Origin of the sequence: Cellulomonas sp. HD19AZ1, assembly GCF_004535805.1 — a bacterium.
GTDB lineage: Bacteria > Actinomycetota > Actinomycetes > Actinomycetales > Cellulomonadaceae > Cellulomonas > Cellulomonas iranensis.
The window spans coordinates 73,365-94,421 of the sequence record NZ_SPHX01000005.1 but is presented as its reverse complement, the minus strand read 5'-3'; the positions used below and the strand labels follow the sequence as shown (position 1 = coordinate 94,421).

At 74.9% G+C, this 21,057-nt stretch carries 17 protein-coding genes; 7 read left to right on the top strand and 10 right to left on the bottom strand.

Features of this window, described 5'->3' with window-relative positions; genetic code table 11:
• Nucleotides 1-113: 113 nt before the first annotated feature.
• Together E4A51_RS11565 and E4A51_RS11560 are read left to right on the top strand one after the other, a co-directional pair.
• Nucleotides 114-797, top strand: coding sequence for a vitamin K epoxide reductase family protein (locus tag E4A51_RS11565; RefSeq protein WP_205601517.1), 684 nt, complete (start codon nucleotides 114-116; stop codon nucleotides 795-797).
• Nucleotides 798-1,083: 286 nt separating this feature from the next.
• Nucleotides 1,084-2,976 carry a carbohydrate-binding module family 20 domain-containing protein gene (locus E4A51_RS11560; protein ID WP_240696452.1) on the top strand — a complete coding sequence of 631 codons (1,893 nt, stop codon included), beginning with the start codon at nucleotides 1,084-1,086 and terminating at the stop codon, nucleotides 2,974-2,976.
• Nucleotides 2,977-3,111: 135 nt separating this feature from the next.
• Here the strand turns inward: E4A51_RS11560 and E4A51_RS11555 are convergent, their stop codons facing one another.
• The 4 genes from E4A51_RS11555 to E4A51_RS11545 form a co-directional block, all read right to left on the bottom strand.
• Nucleotides 3,112-4,824: a DUF885 domain-containing protein gene (locus E4A51_RS11555; RefSeq protein WP_370297495.1), complete on the bottom strand. Its 1,713-nt coding sequence runs from the start codon at nucleotides 4,822-4,824 to the stop codon at nucleotides 3,112-3,114.
• A gap of 190 nt (nucleotides 4,825-5,014) precedes the next feature.
• Nucleotides 5,015-5,284 carry an acyl-CoA carboxylase epsilon subunit gene (locus E4A51_RS18375; RefSeq protein WP_160309381.1) on the bottom strand — a complete coding sequence of 90 codons (270 nt, stop codon included), beginning with the start codon at nucleotides 5,282-5,284 and terminating at the stop codon, nucleotides 5,015-5,017.
• A complete protein-coding gene (locus E4A51_RS18370; protein WP_167748903.1) occupies nucleotides 5,281-5,847 on the bottom strand; it encodes a hypothetical protein in 567 nt (188 codons plus the stop codon). The genes E4A51_RS18375 and E4A51_RS18370 overlap by 4 nt, the downstream gene beginning before the upstream one ends.
• 31 nt (nucleotides 5,848-5,878) lie before the next feature.
• Nucleotides 5,879-7,507, bottom strand: a complete 1,629-nt coding sequence (locus E4A51_RS11545) for an acyl-CoA carboxylase subunit beta (protein ID WP_134851841.1) — start codon at nucleotides 7,505-7,507, stop codon at nucleotides 5,879-5,881.
• Between the two features lie 128 nt (nucleotides 7,508-7,635).
• On the opposite strand from E4A51_RS11545, the gene E4A51_RS11540 reads away from it, so the two are divergent.
• Nucleotides 7,636-8,508, top strand: a complete 873-nt coding sequence (locus E4A51_RS11540) for a biotin--[acetyl-CoA-carboxylase] ligase (RefSeq protein WP_134851840.1) — start codon at nucleotides 7,636-7,638, stop codon at nucleotides 8,506-8,508.
• A gap of 15 nt (nucleotides 8,509-8,523) precedes the next feature.
• Nucleotides 8,524-9,651, top strand: a complete 1,128-nt coding sequence (locus E4A51_RS11535; RefSeq protein ID WP_240696451.1) for an adenylate/guanylate cyclase domain-containing protein — start codon at nucleotides 8,524-8,526, stop codon at nucleotides 9,649-9,651.
• A 13-nt stretch (nucleotides 9,652-9,664) separates the two neighbouring features.
• On the opposite strand, the gene E4A51_RS11530 is transcribed toward E4A51_RS11535, so the two are convergent.
• A complete protein-coding gene (locus E4A51_RS11530; protein ID WP_134851839.1) occupies nucleotides 9,665-10,429 on the bottom strand; it encodes an SOS response-associated peptidase in 765 nt (254 codons plus the stop codon).
• Between the two features lie 213 nt (nucleotides 10,430-10,642).
• On the opposite strand from E4A51_RS11530, the gene E4A51_RS11525 reads away from it, so the two are divergent.
• Complete coding sequence (locus E4A51_RS11525; protein WP_134851838.1) at nucleotides 10,643-12,085, top strand: multidrug effflux MFS transporter; 1,443 nt, start codon at nucleotides 10,643-10,645, stop codon at nucleotides 12,083-12,085.
• A gap of 21 nt (nucleotides 12,086-12,106) precedes the next feature.
• On the opposite strand, the gene E4A51_RS11520 is transcribed toward E4A51_RS11525, so the two are convergent.
• The 4 genes from E4A51_RS11520 to adhE all read right to left on the bottom strand — a co-directional run bounded on the left by E4A51_RS11520 (nucleotide 12,107) and on the right by adhE (nucleotide 17,172).
• A complete protein-coding gene (locus E4A51_RS11520; RefSeq protein WP_134851837.1) occupies nucleotides 12,107-13,330 on the bottom strand; it encodes a pyridoxal phosphate-dependent aminotransferase in 1,224 nt (407 codons plus the stop codon).
• Nucleotides 13,331-13,379: 49 nt separating this feature from the next.
• Nucleotides 13,380-13,505, bottom strand: coding sequence for a hypothetical protein (locus E4A51_RS11515; protein WP_046527761.1), 126 nt, complete (start codon nucleotides 13,503-13,505; stop codon nucleotides 13,380-13,382).
• Nucleotides 13,506-13,615: 110 nt separating this feature from the next.
• Nucleotides 13,616-14,164, bottom strand: coding sequence for a hypothetical protein (locus E4A51_RS11510; protein WP_134851836.1), 549 nt, complete (start codon nucleotides 14,162-14,164; stop codon nucleotides 13,616-13,618).
• A gap of 242 nt (nucleotides 14,165-14,406) precedes the next feature.
• A complete protein-coding gene (adhE, locus tag E4A51_RS11505) occupies nucleotides 14,407-17,172 on the bottom strand; it encodes a bifunctional acetaldehyde-CoA/alcohol dehydrogenase (protein ID WP_134851835.1) in 2,766 nt (921 codons plus the stop codon).
• Nucleotides 17,173-17,530: 358 nt separating this feature from the next.
• Here adhE and E4A51_RS11500 point away from each other — a divergent pair, with 358 nt between their 5' ends.
• Nucleotides 17,531-18,247: a LytTR family DNA-binding domain-containing protein gene (locus E4A51_RS11500; RefSeq protein ID WP_070318808.1), complete on the top strand. Its 717-nt coding sequence runs from the start codon at nucleotides 17,531-17,533 to the stop codon at nucleotides 18,245-18,247.
• Nucleotides 18,244-19,641: an ATP-binding protein gene (locus E4A51_RS11495; protein ID WP_070318809.1), complete on the top strand. Its 1,398-nt coding sequence runs from the start codon at nucleotides 18,244-18,246 to the stop codon at nucleotides 19,639-19,641. The genes E4A51_RS11500 and E4A51_RS11495 overlap by 4 nt, the downstream gene beginning before the upstream one ends.
• A gap of 11 nt (nucleotides 19,642-19,652) precedes the next feature.
• Here E4A51_RS11495 and glf read toward each other — a convergent pair whose 3' ends face one another.
• A complete protein-coding gene (gene glf, locus E4A51_RS11490; RefSeq protein WP_046527764.1) occupies nucleotides 19,653-20,801 on the bottom strand; it encodes a UDP-galactopyranose mutase in 1,149 nt (382 codons plus the stop codon).
• Between the last annotated feature and the right edge of the window lie 256 nt (nucleotides 20,802-21,057).

The following is a 21,057-nucleotide window of genomic DNA, read 5'->3' as shown; positions in this document are numbered from 1 at the left end:
CGTCGTCGCGGGGGCGCAGGTGGTCGCCGCGCGTCGGGACGTCCGACCCCTGCCGGACGCACAGGCGGGCAGGGCAGAATGACGCACCGGACCGCAGGGGCGAGGAGACCACGGTGAACGACACGACGCAGGTGCACGAGCACGACGACGAGCTCGACGAGATCGACGACCACCTGGTCGAGGACGACCCCGACCTGCTGCGGCCGGCCGCCCTGCCGTGGCGGCGACGCACCGCGATCGAGATGGTCGTGTCGGGGCTCATCGGCCTGTACACGTCGTTCGTGCTGTCGATCGAGGCGCTGACCCTCGCCGCGGACAAGGACGCGAAGCTCAGCTGCGACCTCAACTCGTTCATCAGCTGCGGCACGGTCGCGAAGTCGTGGCAGGCCGAGCTGTTCGGCTTCCCCAACGCGTTCCTCGGGATCGCCGCCGAGGCGGTGGTCATCACCCTGGCGGTCGCGCTGATCGGGGGCGTGGTGTTCCCGCGCTGGTTCATGCTCAGCGCGCAGGCGATCTACACCGCCGGCCTGGTGTTCGCGTGGTGGCTGTTCCAGCAGTCGTTCTTCGAGATCGGCGCGCTGTGCCCGTGGTGCCTGCTGATCACCGTGACGACGACGCTCGTCTGGGCGGGGTTGACCCGCATCAACATCCGGGACGGGCACATGTCGTTGCCGGGTCGCGCGGGTCCGTGGGGTCGGCGCTTCGTCGCGTCGGGCAACGACTGGTTCATCACCGCGGCCGTGCTCGTGCTGTTCGGCGCCGTGATCTTCGCGAAGTACGGCTGGACGCTGCTCTGACCCGTCCCGACGGCCCGGTCGCGTCCTGGACGTGACCGGGCCGTCGCGCGTCCCCGGCCGGTGACGGCACGCGTGACGGGCGGCGTGGCACGGGTTGACGGGCCGATCGACCCTCCGTAGTCTCCCGTTTCAGCAAGATTTCAGGCTCATCGCAATTCGTTGCAGCCTGTGCGCCCCGGGTTCGCCCGGGTCACCTCCTCCACGCGGCGCGCGCCGCACCGGTCGGCGCACCGACGCGCCGACCTCCCGCCCGACACCGTCGTCGAGCCCGACCGAGGAGAGTCCCGTGCCCCGACCCTCACCGCGCCCCGCCAGCGGCGCACCCGTCCCGCCCGTGGCCCCGGCGCCCGCCCTCGGTGGTGCGGCCGCCCGGCGCGCCGCCACCGACACCGCCACGGTGCGTCGTCTCACCGCCGCGGCCCTCGCGCTCGTGCTCACGGCCGCGGCCCTCGTGGTCGCCGCCGCGCGCCCCGCCGCGGCCGGCCCGCCCGACGACCGCCCCGGCGTCACCCTCTTCCAGTGGACGTGGACGTCGATCGCGCGCGAGTGCACCGACGTCCTCGGCCCCGCCGGCTACGGCTGGGTCCAGACGTCCCCGCCGCAGGAGCACGCCGTGGTCGGCGGGCAGTGGTGGACGTCCTACCAGCCCGTGAGCTACCGCATCGAGTCCAAGCTCGGCACGCGCGCCGAGTACGCCGCCATGGTGTCGGCGTGCCGCGGCGCGGGCGTCGAGGTGATCGCCGACGCCGTCGTCAACCACATGAGCGGCCAGACCGGCGGCACCGGCTGGGCCGGCACGCAGTTCTCCACCGAGCGGTACCCCGGCCCGGCCGGCGGCTACGGCCCGCAGGACTTCAACGACTGCCGCGCCAACATCGCGAGCTACCAGGACCGCTACCAGGTGCAGCACTGCCGCCTCGTGGGCCTGCAGGACCTGCGCACCGGCTCGGAGTACGTCCGCCAGGAGATCGCGGACTACCTGCTGGACCTCGTGTCCCTGGGCGTGCGCGGCTTCCGCGTCGACGCCGCCAAGCACGTCCCCGCGGCCGACCTCGAGGCGATCCTCGGCAAGGTGCGCGAGACGCCCCAGGGGCGCGACGTCTACGTCGTGCACGAGGTCATCGGCGCCGGCGGCGAGCCGATCCAGCCGGCCGAGTACCTCGGCTCGGGCGACTCGCACGAGTTCTCCTACGCGCGCCACCTCAAGGGTCAGGTGCAGTCCGGCCGGCTCGCGTCGCTGCGCGACCTGCGCACGCAGCCCTGGCTGCTGCCGTCGGACCGCGCGGGCGTGTTCGTCGACAACCACGACACCGAGCGCAACGGCGAGACCCTCAGCTACAAGGACGGCACCGACTACCGGCTCGCGAACGTCTTCATGCTCGCGTACCCGTACGGGTGGCCCACCGTCCACTCCGGGTACGCGTTCAGCGACCACGACGCCGGCGCGCCGCAGTCCGGCAGCGGCGAGGTGCTCGACGCCGCGTGCGGGCAGGGCACCTTCACGTGCGCGCACCGCTGGAACGAGACCGCGCACATGGTCGGGTTCCGCAACGCGGTGGCGGGCACGGACCTCACGCAGTGGTGGGACGACGGCGGCAGCCGCATCGCGTTCGGTCGCGGCGACCGCGGGTACGTCGCGCTGAACGCCGGGTCGTCCGCGCTGACGCGCACGTTCGCGACGTCGCTGCCCGCGGGGGCCTACTGCGACGTGATCAGCGGGCAGGCGGCCGGCGGCGCGTGCACCGGGACGACCGTCACGGTCGACGCCGCGGGCCGCGCGACGTTCACCGTCCCCGCCGAGGGATCCGTCGCGCTGCACGTCGGCCAGCGACCGTCCGGGACGACGGCGCCCACGCCCACCCCGACGCCCGCACCCAGCCCGACGGGCGCCGCGCAGGTCGCGTTCGGCGTCACCGCGACGACCGTGTGGGGGCAGGACCTGTACGTCGTCGGCGACCACGCGGCCCTCGGCGGCTGGGACCCGGCGCGCGCCGTGCCCCTGTCGTCCGCGACCTACCCGGTGTGGCGCGCGACCGTGACGCTCCCGCCGGGCACGGCCGTGCAGTACAAGTACGTCCGCAAGCAGGGCGCGACCGTCACGTGGGAGTCGGGGGCGAACCGCACGCTCACGGTGCCCGCGAGCGGCACCCTCACGACGACGGACACGTGGCGCCCCTGACCGGGGACCGGACGACGTCCGCCCGCCCGGCCCTCCGTGCGGAGGTCCGGGCGGGCGGCTGAGACGGGGGCGGCGCCGGGCGCGTGGAGGTGACCGGCGCCGCCCCTCCCGTCGTGCGAGGGGCGGCGGCCGGCGTCAGCCCGCGAGCGCGCCCGGCAGCACGGCCAGCGGCACGGACCCGAGCCGCAGCGCCCGCGCGTGGAAGTCGCGCAGGTCGAACACCTGGCCGCGCGCCTGCGCGGTCGCGCGCGCGGTGTCCCGCGCCTGCTCCCACAGGCGCTGCCCGACCTTGTACGACGGCGCCTGCCCCGGCCAGCCGAGGTAGCGCGTGTACTCGAAGCGCACGAACGACTCGGGCATGTTGACGTTGGCGCGCAGGAAGTCCCACCCGGTGTCGGGCGTCCACGCCGCACCCATCTCGGCGGGGGCCGGCAGGCCCAGGTGCATGCCGAGGTCGAACACGACGCGCGCGGCCCGCAGCCGCTGGCCGTCGAGCATGCCCAGGCGGTCGCCCGGGTCGTCGAGGAACCCGAGGTCGGCCATGAGCCGCTCGGCGTACAGCGCCCAGCCCTCGCCGTGGCCGGACGTCCACGACACGAGGCGCCGCCACGAGTTCAGCGTCGCGCGCTCGTGCACGGCCTGCGCGATCTGCAGGTGGTGCCCCGGGACGCCCTCGTGGTAGACGGTCGTGCGCTCGCGCCACGTCGCGAACGACGTGACCTCCGGCGGCACCGACCACCACATGCGCCCGGGGCGGCTGAAGTCGTCGCTGGGGCCCGTGTAGTAGATCGCGCCCGTGCGGGACGGTGCGATGCGGCACTCGAGCGTGCGCACCGGCACCGGGATGTCGAAGTGCGTGCCGTCGAGCGCCTCGATCGCCGCGTCGGACGTCGCCTGCATCCACGCGCGCAGCGCGTCGGTGTCGCCCAGCCGGCGCGCCGGGTCCGCGTCGAGCAGCGCGACGGCCTGCTCGACGGTCGCGCCCGGTCCGGCGATCTGCTCGGCGACCTGCTGCTGCTCGGCCTGCACGCGGGCGAGCTCCTCGAGGCCCCACGCGTACGTCTCGTCGAGGTCGACCTCGGCGCCCAGCGCCTGCCGCGACCACAGCGCGTAGCGCTCGCGGCCGACCGCGTCCTGCTCGGGGGCGAGCGGTGCGATCTCCTCGGTCAGCACCTGCGCGAGGCGCGCGTACGCGTCGCGCGCGCCCGCGGCCGCGCGCTCCAGGTCGGCACGCAGCGCGTGGTCGTCGCCCAGCACGCGGCGCGCGTCGTCGCCGCGCACGAGCCGCGTGAACGCGGACTCCTCGGGGTCCGCGACCTCGCGGGCCTGCGCGACGACGGCCTCGACCTGGCGGCGGGCGGCGACGTCGCCGCGCGCGGCGGCCGCGCGCAGCGACGCGACGTACGAGTCCAGCGCCGCGGGCACGGCCGCGAGCCGCGCGGCGACGTCGTCCCACGCCTGCTCGGTGTCGGTCGCCATGAGGTCGAAGACCTCGACGACCTCCTGCGACGGCGACGCGATGTTGTTGAGCTCGCGCTGGCGCTCGCCCGCGTCGAGCAGGTCGAGCTCGGTGCGCAGCGCGTAGCCCATGGCCGCGACCGTGACCTCGTCGACCGCGTCGGCCGGGGCGAGGCCCTCGAGCGCGAGCAGCGTCGAGCGGGACTGGTCGGCCCGCTCGGCCCACGCGTCGGGCGAGTAGTCGGTGAGCTCGCGCTCGTGGCCGGGCACGCCGAGGTGGGTCGCGTGGATCGGGTGCAGGCGGGCGAGCGTCGCGACGAACGCGTCGGCGACCGCGTCGACCGGGCTGGCGGGGCGGGGATCGGTGGCGGGGGTGGTCACGCGCAGCACCCTACGACGACGCCGCGCGCGGCCGCCGCCGCCCGAGGCCGCGCGGCGCGCACCGCGGGATGGCTGCCCGACCCTCGTCCGGCCCGCCGACCGCGTCCTCCGTCGCGGGTCGGACGCGCGACGCGCGACCGATGACGGCCCCGCACCGCACCGGCGCGGCCCGCACGGCCGTCGCCCGCGTGCGCGACCGTCAGGGGTGCAGGCTCCACCGCCACGCGTCGGGCCCGCGCACCGGACCCGTGGCGCCGCGCAGCCGCCCCGGCGCGGTCCAGCGGGCGCGCGCCGCGCGCGCCACGGCCTCGGTGTCGTCGCCGACCGGCTCGTGCCCGCTCGCCGCGGCGACCAGCCCCGCGACGAGCGCCGCGAGCTCGACGTCGTCCGGCGTGCCGCGCACGACCTGCACGTGCGGGTCGACGCGCGGCGCCACGCCCCCCGACGAGCCGTCCGCCGGCGCGCTCACGCGTCGCCCTCGTCGTCGTCCTCGTCGTCGTCCTCGTCGAGCAGGACCGGGCCGCCGCGCCCCGCGCCCCACTCGCCGACCACGTAGCCGCGGTCGCCCAGGGTCCGCGCGATCTGCGCACCGCCGTCGTCGACGATGTCGATCACCGCGTCGAGCGTGAGGTCGGTGACCGTCGGGGGCAGCTCGACCACGAAGCCGAGGTGGAACGTGTCGTGGTCCCCGGGCGCCACCGGCACGTCGGCGTCCCCCTCGGTCTCGTCCCACGTCATGCCCGTGAGGTCCGCGTGCAGACCCAGCCGGTCGTGCAGCAGGTCGTACAGGCGCGCGTTGAGCGTGCCGACGCGGGACTCCAGCGCGAGCACGCGCGGGTCCTCGTCCGCCTCGCGCGCACCGAACTCGGCGCGCACGCCCACGGCCGTCTCGACGTACGCGTGCAGCGCCGCCGACAGCTCGTCGACCGTCGCGTGCAGGTCGCGCGCGTCGACCCCCGTGAGCGGCTCGCCGCCGTGCGACGCGGGGTCGTGCTCGTCGTCGTGGCCGTGGCCGTCGTGCTCGTCGGTCATGCGGGGCTCCGGTCGTCGCTCCGGTCGTGGGTCACAGCGGGATGTTCCCGTGCTTCTTGGGGGGCAGGCTCGCGCGCTTGGTGCGCAGCAGGCGCAGCGCGCGCACCACCTGCGACCGCGTCTGCGACGGTGCGATCACGTCGTCGACGTACCCGCGGTCCGCGGCGTCCCACGGGTTGACGATCGCGTCCTCGTACTCGTCGGTGAGGCGACGGCGCTCGGCCTCGACGTCGCCGCCCGCGTCCGCGACCTTCTTCAGCGCGCCGCGCTGCAGGATGTTCACGGCGCCACCCGCACCCATGACCGCGATCTGCGCGGTCGGCCACGCGAGGTTCACGTCGGCGCCGAGCTGCTTGGAGCCCATGACGATGTACGCGCCGCCGTAGGCCTTGCGCGTGATGACCGTGACGAGCGGGACCGTCGCCTCGGCGTACGCGTAGATGAGCTTCGCGCCGCGGCGGATGATGCCGTTCCACTCCTGGTCGGTGCCCGGCAGGAAGCCCGGCACGTCCACGAACGTCAGCACCGGCATGCCGAACGCGTCGCACGTGCGCACGAACCGCGCGGCCTTCTCGGCGGCGTTGATGTCGAGCGTGCCGGCCATCTGCATCGGCTGGTTCGCGACGACCCCGACGGGGTGCCCCTCGACGTGGCCGAACCCGACCACGACGTTCTGCGCGTACAGCGCCTGCACCTCGAGGAAGCTGCCGTCGTCCAGGACGGTCTCGAGCACCGTGTGCATGTCGTACGGCTGGTTGTCGGAGTCCGGCACGAGCGTGTCGAGCACGAGGTCGTCGTCGGTGACCTCGAGGTCGGCGTCGTGCGCGAACGCGGGCGGCTCGGCGAGGTTGTTGGTCGGCAGGTACGCGAGGAGCGTGCGGACCCAGTCGATCGCGTCGTCCTCGTCGGAGGCCATGTAGTGCGCGACGCCCGAGCGCGTCGAGTGCGTCGTCGCGCCGCCCAGCTCCTCGAAGCCGACGTCCTCGCCGGTCACCGAGCGGATCACGTCGGGGCCCGTGATGAACATGTTCGACGTGCCGTCGGCCATGACGATGAAGTCGGTGAGCGCGGGGGAGTACACCGCGCCACCCGCCGACGGCCCGAGGATGAGGCTGATCTGCGGGATCACGCCCGAGGCGGCGACGTTGCGGCGGAAGATCTCCGCGAACTGCGTGAGCCCCGCGACGCCCTCCTGGATGCGCGCGCCGCCGCCGTCGCTGATGCCGACCAGCGGCACGCCCGTGCGCAGCGCGAGGTCCATGACCTTCGTGATCTTCTGGCCGTGGACCTCGCCCAGCGAGCCGCCGAAGACCGTGAAGTCCTGCGAGTACACGCACACCGGCCGGCCGTCGACCGTGCCGTGCCCGACGACCACGCCGTCGCCCTCGACGCGCCGCTTCTCGAGCCCGAAGTTCGTGGACCGGTGCCGCACGAACGCGTCGATCTCGGTGAACGAGCCCGGGTCGAGCAGCGCCTCGACGCGCTCGCGGGCGGTCTTCTTGCCGCGCGCGTGCTGCTTGGCGGCCGCGTTCTCCTCGGCCGCGTCGACGGCCGCCGCGCGGCGCGCGCGCAGGTCGTCGAGGAGGGCCGCGGTGGTGCGGGGCGGGCGGGCCGGCTGCGGCGTCGCGGGCGTCGGCGCGGTGGGGTCGGTCTGCGTCACCCGACCGAGGCTAGTTGTCGCAGGGCCACCACGGGCGTGCACCGGCTCGACCGTGTTGTCGCGACCGCGCTGTGGAGACCCCACAACTCGTCCTGCCCGGGCGGCGGGCCGTGCGCCATCATGGGCGGATGACGAGCGCGCGACCGCCCCTCGACGTCGGCACGCTGCGCGAGCTGCTGCTCGCTCCGGCCGGGCCGCTCGCACGGCTCGACGTCGTGCCGGCCTCGGCGTCGACCAACGACGACGTCGTCGCGGGGCTGCGCGCCGAGCCCGACGCGTGGCCGCACGCGAGCCTGCTGGTCGCCGAGCACCAGACCGCGGGCCACGGGCGCGCCGGGCGCACCTGGAGCACGCCCGCCAGGGCCGCGCTGACCTGCACGTTCGTCGCCCGTCCGCGGTCGGCGCCCGCGACGTACGGCTGGTTGCCGCTGCTGGCGGGCCTCGGCACCGTGCGCGCCCTGCGCGCGACCGCGGGCGTGCGCGCGGTCCTCAAGTGGCCCAACGACGTGCTCGTCGAGCTCGACGGCACGGTCGAGCCGCTCGACGGCTGGGGCACCGCGCGCAAGGTCGCCGGAATCCTCGCGTCGGCCGTGCCGCAGGTGCCCGCCGTCGCGGTGGGGATCGGCGTCAACGTCGACCAGTCCGCCGACGAGCTGCCCGTGCCGTGGGCGACGTCGCTCGCGCTCGCGGGTGCGCGCGCGGCCGACCGGGCGACCGTGCTCGTCGCGCTCGTCGCGTCGCTCGACGAGGTCGCGCGCCGGTGGGCCGAGCACGACGGCGACGCCGTCGCCGCGGGCCTGCTCGACGAGGTCGCGTCGGTGTGCGCGACGCTCGGGCAGGACGTGCGCGTCGAGCTGCCCGGCGGCGGGGCCCTCGCGGGCACCGCGCGGGGCCTGGCCGCCGACGGTGCGCTCGAGGTCCGGGACGCGGCGGGCGTCGTGCACCGCGTGCTCGCGGGCGACGTCGCGCACGTGCGCGTGACGGGGACCACAGGGGCGTGAACTAGGCTCGGACCCGTGCAGGACGGCGTCGCAGGACCGGGTGACGCACCCGGGGACGTGCCCGCGGCGACCGTCGCGGGCGCCGCGGAGGTACCCCCGCGCACCGGCCGCACGACCGATCAGCTCGACGAGCTCCTGCTCGGCGGGCCGCGCACGCTGACGGCGCGCGACCTCGCACGGATCGCGCACGTCGACCTCGAGATGGTCCGCACGTTCTGGCGCACGCTGGGCCTGCCGAGCCACGGCGACGACGAGGTGATGTTCACCGAGGCCGACGCGCGCGCCCTGTCGATGGCCGCGTCGCTCGTCGCCGAGCACGGTCTGGACCTGCGCACGGTCGTCACGGTCATCCGGTCGCTCGGGCACACCTCCGACCGGCTCGCGCTGTGGCAGGTCGAGGCGCTCGTCGAGGACATGTCGACGCGGTACGAGCTCGACGACACGTCGGCGCGCCTGCTCGTGCTCGACCGGTTGCGCGACCTCGCGCCGGTGCTCGAGCAGCAGCTCCTGCACTCGTACCGGCGCCAGCTCGCGGCGGTCGCCGACCGCTACGCCGCGGAGTTCGGCGACGCGCGCGGCCGCGCGGCCGACGCGGGGGCGCTGCCGCTCGCCCGGGCGGTGGGGTTCGCGGACATGGTGTCGTTCACGCGACGCACCGCGGGCCTGGGCTCGACCGACCTGTCGTCCTTCGTGCAGCGCTTCGAGACGGCGGCGCGCGACGTCGTCGTCGGTGCCGGCGGGCGCGTCGTGAAGACGATCGGCGACGCCGTGCTGTTCATCGCGGACACCCCCGGTGCGGGGGCCGCCGTCGCGGTGGGCCTGGCGGACGCGTTCGGCGACTCGCTCGACGTCGCGGCCGCGCGCGGCACGGGCGGTCTCGCCGAGGGCGCGCGGGGCGTCACGCCCGTGCGCGTGGGCCTCGTGTGGGGGCGCGTGCTGTCGCGGTTCGGCGACGTGTTCGGCCCGAGCGTCAACCTCGCGGCGCGGCTGACCGACGTCGCCGAGCCGTCCACCGTGCTCGTCGACGCCGCGACCGCGCAGGTGCTCGGCGGCGACCCGCGGTTCCGCCTCGCCGAGCAGCCGGTGCGCGACCTCCCGGGCCTCGGCCCGACCGCGTCGTTCCGGCTGTCGCGCGCGAACTGACGATCGCCTCGGATCAGGCCGGGGACTGCGACCCGTCCACGTCGACCGGGTCCAGCAGGGCGGGGGAGTTGTTCGCGACCGCGTTGACGCGCGTCGAGACGGGGACCGCCGTGAGCCGCGGGGGTGCGACCGTGAGCAGGGCGCGCGCCTCGTCGGCGCCGACCGCGGGGTCGAGCCACGCCGACCACGCGTCGCGCGGCAGGATCACCGGTTGGCGGTCGTGGATCGGGGCCATCGCCTCGGTCGCGGGCCGCGTCACGACCGTGACGGTGACGAGCCAGCGGTCGGGCGCGTCGTCCGCCTTGCCCGGGTCCCGCCAGAACTCGTAGAGCCCCGCGAGCGCCGCGAGGTCGTCGTCGGCGGGGTGGATCCAGAACGGCTGCTTCGGGGCCCGGCGTGAGCGGGGAGCCCCGGCGGGCGCGTCCGGCGGGGCCTGCCACTCGTAGTAGCCGTCGGCCGGGAGCAGCGCGCGGCGCGCGGCGAACGCGCGCGCGAACGCGGGCTTGTCGGCGACGGTCTCGACGCGCGCGTTGATCATGCGGCTGCCGACCGACGGGTCCTTCGCCCACGACGGCACGAGCCCCCACCGCGCGACCCGCAGCTGGCGCGTGATCTCGCCGGTCGCGCGGTCGGCACGCTCGACGACCGTGCGGACGCCGTCGGTCGGGGCGACGTTCCACGACGGCGGCAGCAGCCGGACGTCGTCGGCGACGGTCGCGACCGCGAACTCGTCGGCGATCGCCTGGTCCTCCCGGAACGACGCGTACCTCCCGCACATGCGCGCCAGCCTCCCACCGCCCACCGACACGCGCCGTCCGGGCGCCGAGGTGCGCGTCGACCCGCACGACGTGCGTCGCCCGCGTGCGCGCCCGGGGCGGGCGTCGGGCGTCGGGGGCGTGACGAGGCCCACGCCCCGTGCGGCGTGACGCTGCGCACGAGTTCGTCGAATCGATTCGTGGACGCCCTGGCGCGGTGCGACCATGGAAGGACCATGCGCGAGCCCGACCCGCAGGTGCCCGTCCCCGACGCCCCCGCCGTCCCGGCCCCCGGCACCGTCACGCCCTCCGTCCCCGCACCCTCCACCGCCGCCTCCGCCGCGCCCGCACCCTCCACCGCCGCCTCCGCCGCGCCCGCGACCGCCGCCGCAGCCGCCGCGGACGCCGCCGCGCCCGGCCCCGCCGTGCCGGGCGCCCCCGGGACCGCCGGCACCGCCGACGCGCCCGACTCCCCGCGGTACCGCCCCGACGCCAAGCACGTGCTGCTGCTGGGCACCATGGCCGCGCTGCCCGCGGTCTCGACCGACATCTACCTGCCGTCGCTGCCCGAGGTCGCGCGCGACCTCGGCACCACGGCCGCGGCCGCGCAGCTGACGATCGCGGGGATGATGGTCGGCGGCGCGCTGGGGCAGCTCGTCATCGGGCCGGTGTCGGACCGGTTCGGGCGGCGGCTGCCGGTGCTCGTCGGGGTCGCGCTGCACGTCGTGACGTCGCTGCTGTGCGCGATCGCGCCGGCGATCGTGCCGCTCGTCGCGCTGCGCGTCGCGCAGGGGTTCTTCAACGCCGCCGCCACCGTGGTGGCGATGGCGCTCATCCGCGACCGGTTCGTCGGGTCGGACGCGTCGCGGCTGATGTCGCGGCTCATGCTCGTGATCGGCGTCGCGCCGCTGTTCGCGCCGTCGGTCGGCGGGCTCATCGCCGGCGAGCTGGGGTGGCGCGCGGTGTTCGTGGCGCTCGCGCTGTTCGGTGCGTCGGTGTGGGTGCTGGTGCTGCTCAAGATGCCCGAGACGCTGCCCGCCGAGCGACGCCGCCCGGGCGGCGTGCGCACGGCGCTCGCGGGGTACGCGCACCTGCTGCGCGACCGGCACTTCGTCGCGCTCGCGGTGCTGCCGGGCCTCATGATGGCCGTCCTCATGACGTACGTCGTCGCGTCGCCGTTCGTGCTGCAGGAGGGCTACGGGCTCACCGAGCACCAGTTCGCGCTGCTGTTCGCCGTCAACGGCCTCGGGCTCGTGCTGGGCGCCCAGGTGAACGCCGCGATCGTGCGGCGCGTGTCGCCCATCCGGATCCTGCGCGTGGTCCAGGTCGCGACGGTCGTGCTCACGGGCCTGCTCCTGGTCGTCGCGCTCACCGGCGCGGGCGGCCTGTGGGGGCTGCTCGTCGTGCTGTGGCTCGTGCTCGCGCTGGTGAACTTCGCGCCGCCCAACGCGTCGGCGATCGCGCTGGGGCGGCACGGCGCCATCGCGGGCACGGCCGCGGCCTTCATCGGCGCGTGCCAGGCGGGCCTGGGCGGCCTGGTGAGCAACCTGTCGGGCCTGTTCGGCGGCGACGCGGTCGCGATGGCCGCGGTCATGACGGGCACGAGCGTCCTCGCGCTCGCGATCCTCGCCTTCGCGACGCCCGCGTTCCGCCGCGGCGGGGCCTGGTCGCTGGGCTGACGCCCGGCGGGACGCCCCGGGTCAGGCGCCGAACGCCACCCGCAGGCGCGCCACCGCGTCCTCCAGCACGTCCCGGCGCTTGACGAACGTGAACCGCACCCACGTGCGCAGCGCGTCGTGCGCCGCGGTGCCCGGGCGCGTGAAGGCGCTGACGGGCACGCCGACGACACCGGCCCGCGCGGGCAGGTCGCGGCAGAACGCGACGCCGTCGCGTGCGCCGAGCGGCGCGGCGTCGGCGAGCACGAAGTAGGTGCCGTCGGGCCGCACGACGTCGAAGCCGGCGTCGCGCAGGCCCGCGAGCAGCAGGTCGCGGCGCTGCGTGAGCGACACGACGAGGTCGTCGACCCACGCGAGCGCGGCGGGGTCGGTGAGCGCGTGCGCGACCGCGGGCTGGAACGGTGCGCCCGACACGTACGTGAGGAACTGCTTGACCGTGCGCACCGCCGTCACGAGCTCGGCCGGGCCGGTGACCCAGCCGATCTTCCAGCCGGTGAACGAGAACGTCTTGCCGCTCGACGACACCGTGAGCGTCCGGTCCGCCATGCCGGGCAGCGTCGCGAGCGGCACGTGCCGCACGCCGAACACCAGGTGCTCGTAGACCTCGTCGGTCACGACCAGCAGGTCGTGCGCGACCGCGAGGCGCGTGACCGCGGCGAGCTCGTCGGGCCGCAGCACCGCGCCCGTGGGGTTGTGCGGCGAGTTGAGCAGCAGCAGCCGCGTGCGGGGCGTCACGGCGGCGGTGAGCGCGTCGACGTCGAGCCGGAACCCGTCGGGCGTCGCGCGCAGCGGCGCCGTGGTGTGCGTGGCGCCGGCCATCGCGACGACCGCCGCGTACGAGTCGTAGTACGGCTCGAGCGTCAGCACCTCGTCGCCCGGGCCGACCAGCGCGAGGACGGCGGCCGCGAGCGCCTCGGTCGCACCGGTCGTGACGAGCACCTGCGTCTCGGGGTCCACGACGAGGCCGTACCGGGCGCGCTGGTGCGCGGCGACCGCCGCGCGCAGCGGCGCGATCCCGGGGCCGGGCGGGTACTGGTTGACGCCCGCGAGGATCGCGTCCGCCGCCGCGCGCGCGACGGGCGCGGGGCCGTCGACGTCGGGGAACCCCTGGCCGAGGTTGAGCGCGCCGGTGCGCGCGGCGAGCGCGGACATCTCCGCGAACACGGTCGCGCGGACCGTGCCGTCGGCGTCGAGGAGCCCCGACGCAGACGCGACCTGCTGCCACCGGCTGCTCACGCCCGCGAGCATAGGGCGGAGCGCCTCGGCCCGGTCCGACCGGTCGCGCGTCCGGCCCGGCTCAGAGCAGCCCGGCCGCCGCGAGCAGCCCGCTGACCACCAGCAGGGCGAGCGACGCCCACGCGGTCACCACCCACCACTCGGCGCGGTGGTGTCGCATCTCGCGGCTCTGCGTGCGGACGGCCATACCCCCACGATCGGCAGGTCCGGGCCGCTCGACAACGTCTGCGCCGGTGGGTCGTGAAGTTCACCCGGTCGGCCGCGACGCGGCGGTCCGCCACCCGCCACCCGCGCGGGTCAGCGCGTCGCGGTCTCCAGGTCCTGACCGAGGCTCGCGAGCTGCTCGCCGAGCCGCTGCAGCGCGCCGCCGGCCTCCGACTGCGCGCCGGAGGTCACGGCGTCGAGCTCGGTGCGCGCGGCCTCGACCTTGTCGCGCGCGGTCTGCAGCGCGTCGGCGGAGGCCGCCTCGCCGTCGGCCTTCGCCTGCTCGAGCGCGGTCCGGGCGTCGTCGACCGCCGACTGCGCCGACGTCACGGCCGCGTCGGCGCGCGTGCGGCTCTGCTCGTCGAGCGACGCGAGCGCCGCGCGGGCCTCCTCGACGCGCGCGGCCGCGGCGTCGGCGTGCGTCCGGGCCTCGGCGAGGGCCTCGCGCACCGAGTCCCCGGCCTCCGAGATGCCGGCCGCGGCGTCCTGCGCGGCGGTCGCGACCTCGTCGGCGATGTCCCGCGGGTCGCCGTCCGCGCACGCGCTCAGGCCCAGGGCCAGCGCGCCCGCGGTGGCGAGCCCGAGCAGGAGTCGCGCGGGGCGGTGACCGACGGCGCGGAGGGCGGGCGTGGGGGCGGTCACGGTGGCTCCTTCTCGACGGGGGCCGGGACCGTCGTGGTCCCGGGAGGCGACAGTCTGCCGCGCGACGGGTGCCGCCGCGCGCCGTCTCACGAGGTCCTCACACGGCGGCCGTCGACCCCGCCCGGCCGGCCGTCGTGGGCCCGGGCAGGGCGACGCCCCCGCCGGCGTGGCCGGCGGGGGCGTCGGGAGCGGTGACGAGGGGGCGCCCCGTGGGGAGGGACGCCGGACCGTCGGGGAGTCGGTCAGGCCCCCGCCCGCTCGCGGCGGCCACGGACGTCCTCCAGCGACGTGCCGTAGTAGGCCGCGGTCATGATGTCCTTCATGTCGTCGATCATCGGCATGCGCGGGTTGGCCGGTGCGCACTGGTCCTCGTAGGCGCCCATGGCGACCTCGTCGAGGCGCGACATGAACTCCTGCTCGTCGACGCCCTGCGCCTGGAACGACGCCGGGATCCCGACCTTGGCGCGCAGCGCCTCGACCGCGATCGCGAACGACTCGACGCCCTCCTCGGGGGTCGACGCCGGCAGGCCGAGCATCTGCGCGATCGCCGCGAACCGCTCGGGAGCCACGTAGGACTCGTACTTCGGCCAGCTCGTGAGCTTGGTCGGGACGGTGCCGTTGTAGCGGATCACGTGCGGCAGCAGCGTCGCGTTCGTGCGGCCGTGCACCAGGTGGTACGTCGAGCCGACGACGTGCGCCATGGCGTGCACGATCCCGAGGAACGCGTTGCCGAACGCCATGCCGGCGATCGTGCCGGCGTTGTGCATCTTGGCGCGCGCGTCCTTGGTGGCCGGGTCGGCCGGGTCGCCGTTCACCGACTGCGCGAGGTTGTCGAAGATCAGGCGGATCGCCTGCAGCGCCATGCCGTCGGTGAAGTCGTTCGCGTAGACCGCGACGTACGCCTCGATCGCGTGCGTCAGGGCGTCGAAGCCCGAGTCGGCGGCGAGCGAGCGCGGCATCTTCGACGTGAGCACCGGGTCGATGATCGCGACGGTCGGCGTCAGCGCGTAGTCCGCGAGCGGGTACTTCTTGCCCGCGTCGGGGTCGGAGATGACGGCGAACGGCGTGACCTCGGCGCCCGTGCCCGACGTGGTCGGGATGCAGACGAGCTTGGCCTGCTCGCCCAGCGTCGGGAACTTGAACGCGCGCTTGCGGACGTCGAAGAACTTCTGCTTGAGGTCCGAGAACACGATCTCGGGGTGCTCGTACAGCAGCCACATGACCTTGGCGGCGTCCATCGGCGAGCCGCCGCCGAGCGCGATGATCGTGTCGGGGCGGAAGTGCCGCATGTTCGCGGCGCCCTTCTGCACGGTCTGCACGGACGGCTCGGGCTCGACCTCGTCGATGATCTGCACGGCCACGTTGTTCGAGCGGCGGCGCAGCACGTCGAGGACCTTGTCGACGAACCCGAGGGTCGTCATGGTCGTGTCGGTGACGATGGTGACGCGCTCGACGTCCGCCATGTCCGCGAGGTAGCGGATGGCGTTCGGCTCGAAGTACGTCTTGGCGGGGACCTTGAACCACTGCAAGTTGTTGTTCCTCCGGCCCACGCGCTTGACGTTGATGAGGTTCACCGCCGACACGTTGTTCGACACCGAGTTGTGGCCGTAGGAGCCGCAGCCCAGGGTCAGCGACGGGATGAAGGCGTTGTAGATGTCGCCGATGCCGCCGAGCGACGACGGCGCGTTGCAGATCACGCGGATGGCCTTGACGCGCTTGCCGTACTCGATCGTGAGCGCGTCGTCCTGCGTGTGGATCGCGGCCGAGTGGCCGAGGCCGTCGAACTCGACCATCTTCTCGGCGAGGGTCATGCCCTCCTCGGTGGTGCCGGCGCGCAGCACCGCGAGGACGGGGCACAGCTTCTCGCGCGTGAGGGGCTCGAACGGTCCGACGCCCGAGACCTCGGCGAGGATGATCGACGTGTCCGCCGGGACCGTGAAGCCGGCCTGCTCGGCGATCCAGACGGGCGACTTGCCGACGACCGCGGGGTTGAGCTTGGCGCCCGCGCAGTTCTCGCCGCCGGCCTCGACGCCGAAGATGAACTGCTCGAGCTTGGCCTTCTCGGCGGGCGTCGCGCGGTACGCGTGCAGCCGGGCGAACTCGGCCACGGCGGGGTCGTAGATCTCGTCGTCCAGGATCACGGCCTGCTCGGACGCGCAGATCACGCCGTTGTCGAACGCCTTGCTGAGCACGATGTCGTTGATCGCGCGGGCCAGCTTGGCGGTCTTCTCGACGTACGCCGGGACGTTGCCGGCGCCGACGCCCAGGGCGGGCTTGCCGCACGAGTACGCGGCCTTGACCATGGCGTTGCCGCCGGTCGCGAGGATCGTGGCGACGCCCGGGTGGTTCATGAGGGCGCCGGTCGCGGCGAGCGACGGCAGCTCGACCCACTGGATGCAGTGCTCGGGGGCGCCCGCGGCGACCGCGGCGTCGCGCACGATGCGCGCGGCGGCGACCGACGACCGCTGCGCGTTCGGGTGGAACGCGAAGATGATCGGGTTGCGGGTCTTGAGCGAGATGAGCGACTTGAAGATCGCCGTCGAGGTCGGGTTCGTCACGGGCGTGATGCCGGCGATGACGCCGACGGGCTCGGCGATCTCGGTGATGCCGTTGAGCTCGTCGACGTTGATGACGCCGACGGTCTTGAGGTTGGCCATCGAGTTGGTGACGTGCTCGCACGCGAAGATGTTCTTCACGGCCTTGTCCTCGAAGACGCCGCGCCCGGTCTCCTCGACCGCGAGCTTGGCGAGCTGGCCGTGCTGGTCGAGCGCCGCGACCGCACCCTTCTTGACGAAGCGGTCGACGTCCTCCTGCGTCATGGACTCGAACTGCGCGAGCGCCTTGGTGGCGTTGGCGACGAGCTCGTCGATCGCGAGCGCGACCGCGTCGGCCTCGCTGACGCCGAGGGCGGTGCCGGCGGGCTCCGCGACGGCGGTGGCCGAGGTCGCCTCGGCGGGCGCGTCGGCGGGGGCCTTCGCGCGGGTGCTCTTCTTGGTGGTCTCGGACACCTTCGACTCCCCTGGTAGTGGTGAGAAGGGGCGGACGCTGGAGTCGTCCGTCGCTGTCTCCGACGCTAGGGAGAGGGGGTCCCAGATACGTGGGATGAAAGTCCCCGGGGCCTGTGGACAACTCTCCCGACGGGCCTCCGTCGCGGGTGCGCCGGGACCTGGGTCCCGCCCGGCGCCGCGGGCCTCGGCGCGCGTGCCGCGGGCCCGCACGCTGCACGGATGACACGTGCGCGACGCCTCGCCTAGCATCGGCCCGACTCGCCGGGGCCGTGCGCGCGACAGGGGACCTCGCCCCGCACCCGGGCTCCGGCAGTCCGACGCGCCCCGTGCGGGGCGCGCGGGACCCCGGGGACGCACTGTGATCAGGATCGGCATCGTCGAGGACGACAACGCGTGCGCGACGCGTCTCGTCGAGCACCTGCGACGGTACGAGCGCGAGCACGGCCACCGGTTCGCCGTCGCGCGCTTCACCGACGGCGCGCAGGCCGTCGCGGCGCACCGCCCGGGTGCGGTCGACGTGCTGCTGCTCGACGTCGAGATGCCCGCGCTCGACGGCTTCTCCGCGGCCCGCGCGATCCGCGCCGTCGACCCCGACGTGCCGATCGTGTTCGTCACGCACCTCGCGCAGGCCGCCGCGCGCGGCTACGAGGTCGAGGCCCTGGGCTACGTCGTCAAGCCCGTGCCGTACTTCGCGTTCGCGCAGCAGGTGACGCGTGCGCTCGCGCGCGTGCGGCGCGACCACGAGGACGCGCTGCTGCTGGCGGTCGACGGCGGCCTCGAACGGGTCCCCGTCGCGGACGTCGTGAGCCTCGAGAGCGCCCGCAACCGCACGACGGTGCACACGCTCACGGCGCAGCACTCGGTCGTGCGGCCGCTCAAGGCGCTCGAGGCCGCGCTGCCGGGCGCGGGCTTCGCGCGCGCGGGGGCCGGTGCGGTCGTGCACCTGCGGCACGTGCTGGCCGTGCGCGACGGCGAGGCCGTGCTCGTCGACGGCCGGCGCGTGGCCATCAGCCGGGCCCGGCGCAAGGCGTTCCTCGCCGCGCTGACCGACCACCTCGGGGCGCGGGCGTCGTGATCCTCGCCCCCCTGGTCGACGCCCTCGCGGACGTCCCTCCCGACATCCCGCGCGTCCTCACCGGTCTCGCCGAGTGGCTCGCGTGCGTCGTGTACGTGCTGCTGCGCCGGCGCCGCTGGCCGTGGTCGCGGTTCGTGGTGCTCGCCGTCGCGGCGCTCGCGGTGCAGGTCGGCGTGCAGGTCGGCGCCGGGCGCCTGCCGCTCGGTCTGTGGACCGTGGGCATGGCCGCCGCGGTCGCCGCGATGTACGGGTTCATCGTGTCGGCCGCGAAGGTGTCGGCGCGCGACGCCGGGTACTTCACGGCACGCGCGCTCGTGCTCGCCGAGCTCGTGGCGGCGCTGCACTGGCAGATGCACGTGTTCTTCTTCGTGCCCGAGGGGCGCGACGGCAGCGTGTGGTCCACGGGGTTCTTCGTGCTGGTGTACGCGGCGGCGTTCGCGGGCGCCTACGTCGCGGAGGCGCGGCACTTCCGGTCGCGGCAGTCGCTCGACGTCACGTCGGGCGAGCTCGCGTCGACCGTCGCGATCGCGCTCGTGACGTTCTTCATGAGCAACATCAGCTTCCTCAACGCGAACACGCCGTTCTCGGGCCGCCTCGGCCCCGAGATCTCGTACATCCGTACGCTCGTCGACCTGTGCGGCTTCGTCGCGCTGTACGCGCAGCAGGGGCAGCGGCTGCAGCAGCGGGCGCGCGCCGAGGTGCGCGCGGTCGACGAGATGCTGCGCCGCCAGCACGAGCAGTACCTGCAGTCCAAGCGCAGCATCGAGGTCGTCAACCGCAAGTACCACGACCTCAAGCACCAGATCGCGGTGATCCGCGCCGAGGACGACGACGACCGGCGCAGGTCCTACCTCGACGACCTCGACGCGAGCATCTCGGGCTACGCGCGGCAGGCGGACACGGGCAACGGCGTGCTCGACGTCGTGCTGACGACCAAGAGCCTGGAGTGCGCCGAGCGCGGCATCACGCTCACGTACGTCGTGGACGGCGCGGCGCTCGACTTCGTCTCGACCATGGACCTCGCGGCGCTGTTCGGCAACGCGCTCGACAACGCGATCGACGGGGCCGCGGCCGTGCCCGCGACCGACCAGCGCCTGGTGAAGGTCGCGGTGTACGCGCGCGACCGGTTCGTGCTGCTGTCGTTCGAGAACTACTTCACCGGCGAGCTGCGCACCGAGGACGGCGACATCGTCACGCGCCGCGCCGACCGCACGCGCCACGGCTACGGCCTGAAGTCGATCCGGCACACGGCCGAGAAGTACGACGGCTCCATGACGGTCAACACCGAGGGCGGCTGGTTCGTGCTGCGCATCCTGCTGCCCGTGCCGCAGGACGCACCCGCGCGACGCCCCTCGCGCCCCCGCCCGCGCGCCGCGGTCGAGCCGACCCCGTGAGGGCGGCGCGCTCAGCGCGCGTCGACCACCACGCCCGAGTCCCACAGGGACAGCGCGGACGCGATCGCCATGTGCATGTCGAGGTACAGGTACGACCCGAGGCGGCCGCCGAAGTGCACGCCGGGCTCGTCGGCGGCGAGCGCGCGGTACTCCTGCAGGCGGGCGCGGTCGTGCGGCGTCGCGACCGGGTAGTACGGCTCGTCGTCGGGCCCGGCCGCGCGCGACGTCTCGCGCATGACGACCGTGCGGTCCTGCGCGTGGCGGTCCTCGCGCTCGGGGTGGAAGTGCCGGAACTCGTGGACCCGGGTCCACGGCACGTCGAGGTCGGCGTAGTTCATGACGCTCGTGCCCTGGAAGTCCCGCACGGGCAGCACCTCGGTCTCGAGGTCGAGCGTGCGCCAGCCCAGCGGCCCGTGGTGGTGGTCGAAGTAGCGGTCGACGGGCCCGGTGTAGACGATCGGCACCTGCCCGCGCGCGGCGGCCTTCGACAGCGGCTGCGCGGGGTCGAGGAAGTCGACCCCCAGGCGCACGTCGATGCGGGGGTGCGACGCCATGGCCTCGAACCACGGCCCGTACCCGTCGGCGGGCAGACCCTCGTAGGTGTCGGAGAAGTAGCGCGCGTCGTACGTGTAGCGCACCGGCAGCCGCGAGATGACCGACGCGGGCAGCTCGCGCGGGTCGGTCTGCCACTGCTTGGCGGTGTAGCCGCGCACGAACGCCTCGTACAGCGGGCGCCCGATGAGCGAGACGGCCTTCTCCTCGAGGTTCGCGGCCGTGGCGGCGTCGACCTCGGCGGCGTGCTCGGCCACCAGGGCGCGCGCGGCGTCGGGGCCCATCGCGGTGCCGAAGAACTGGTTGAGCGTGCCGAGGTTGATCGGCAGCGGGTAGACCGTGCCGGCGTGCGTCGAGAAGACGTGGTGCCGGTAGTCGGTGAACGCGGTGAACCGGCGCACGTACCGCCACACGCGCTCGTTCGACGTGTGGAAGATGTGCGACCCGTAGCGGTGCACCTCGATGCCGGTGGCCTCGTCGACGCTCGACCACGCGTTGCCGCCCAGGTGGTCGCGCCGGTCGACGACCGTGACGCGCAGCCCCGCCTCCGCGGCGCGCTCGGCGACCGTGAGGCCGAACAGGCCGGCGCCGACGACGAGCAGGTCCATGCGACGACCCTCCGGTGCGGGGGAGCGCCGGGCCGGACGGCCCGGGCGGCTCGCAGTCTAGGCCGGGGTCGCGGCTGCCCCGGGCGCGCCCGGCGCGGGCGACCGAACGGCCACGGGATCCGACGGATCGTGCGACCCGGGCACCCCGGTGCGGCGTGCGGTGGTTGCGTGGTGGACGCCCGCGCCGAGCGCCGCCGCGGGCCGGCGGGACCCCGGCAGGCGGGTGCGGCCGCGACCGGCGAGGGAGGACCCCACC

Excerpts from the sequence above, each read along its gene's own strand:
- E4A51_RS11530 (WP_134851839.1), bottom strand. The coding sequence starts at position 10,429 with ATGTGCGGGAGGTACGCGTCGTTCCGGGAGGACCAGGCGATCGCCGAC.
- E4A51_RS11525 (WP_134851838.1), top strand. The coding sequence starts at position 10,643 with ATGCGCGAGCCCGACCCGCAGGTGCCCGTCCCCGACGCCCCCGCCGTC.
- glf (WP_046527764.1), bottom strand. The coding sequence starts at position 20,801 with ATGGACCTGCTCGTCGTCGGCGCCGGCCTGTTCGGCCTCACGGTCGCC.
- E4A51_RS11540 (WP_134851840.1), top strand. The coding sequence starts at position 7,636 with ATGACGAGCGCGCGACCGCCCCTCGACGTCGGCACGCTGCGCGAGCTG.
- E4A51_RS11515 (WP_046527761.1), bottom strand. The coding sequence starts at position 13,505 with ATGGCCGTCCGCACGCAGAGCCGCGAGATGCGACACCACCGCGCCGAG.
- E4A51_RS11520 (WP_134851837.1), bottom strand. The coding sequence starts at position 13,330 with ATGCTCGCGGGCGTGAGCAGCCGGTGGCAGCAGGTCGCGTCTGCGTCG.
- E4A51_RS18370 (WP_167748903.1), bottom strand. The coding sequence starts at position 5,847 with ATGACCGACGAGCACGACGGCCACGGCCACGACGACGAGCACGACCCC.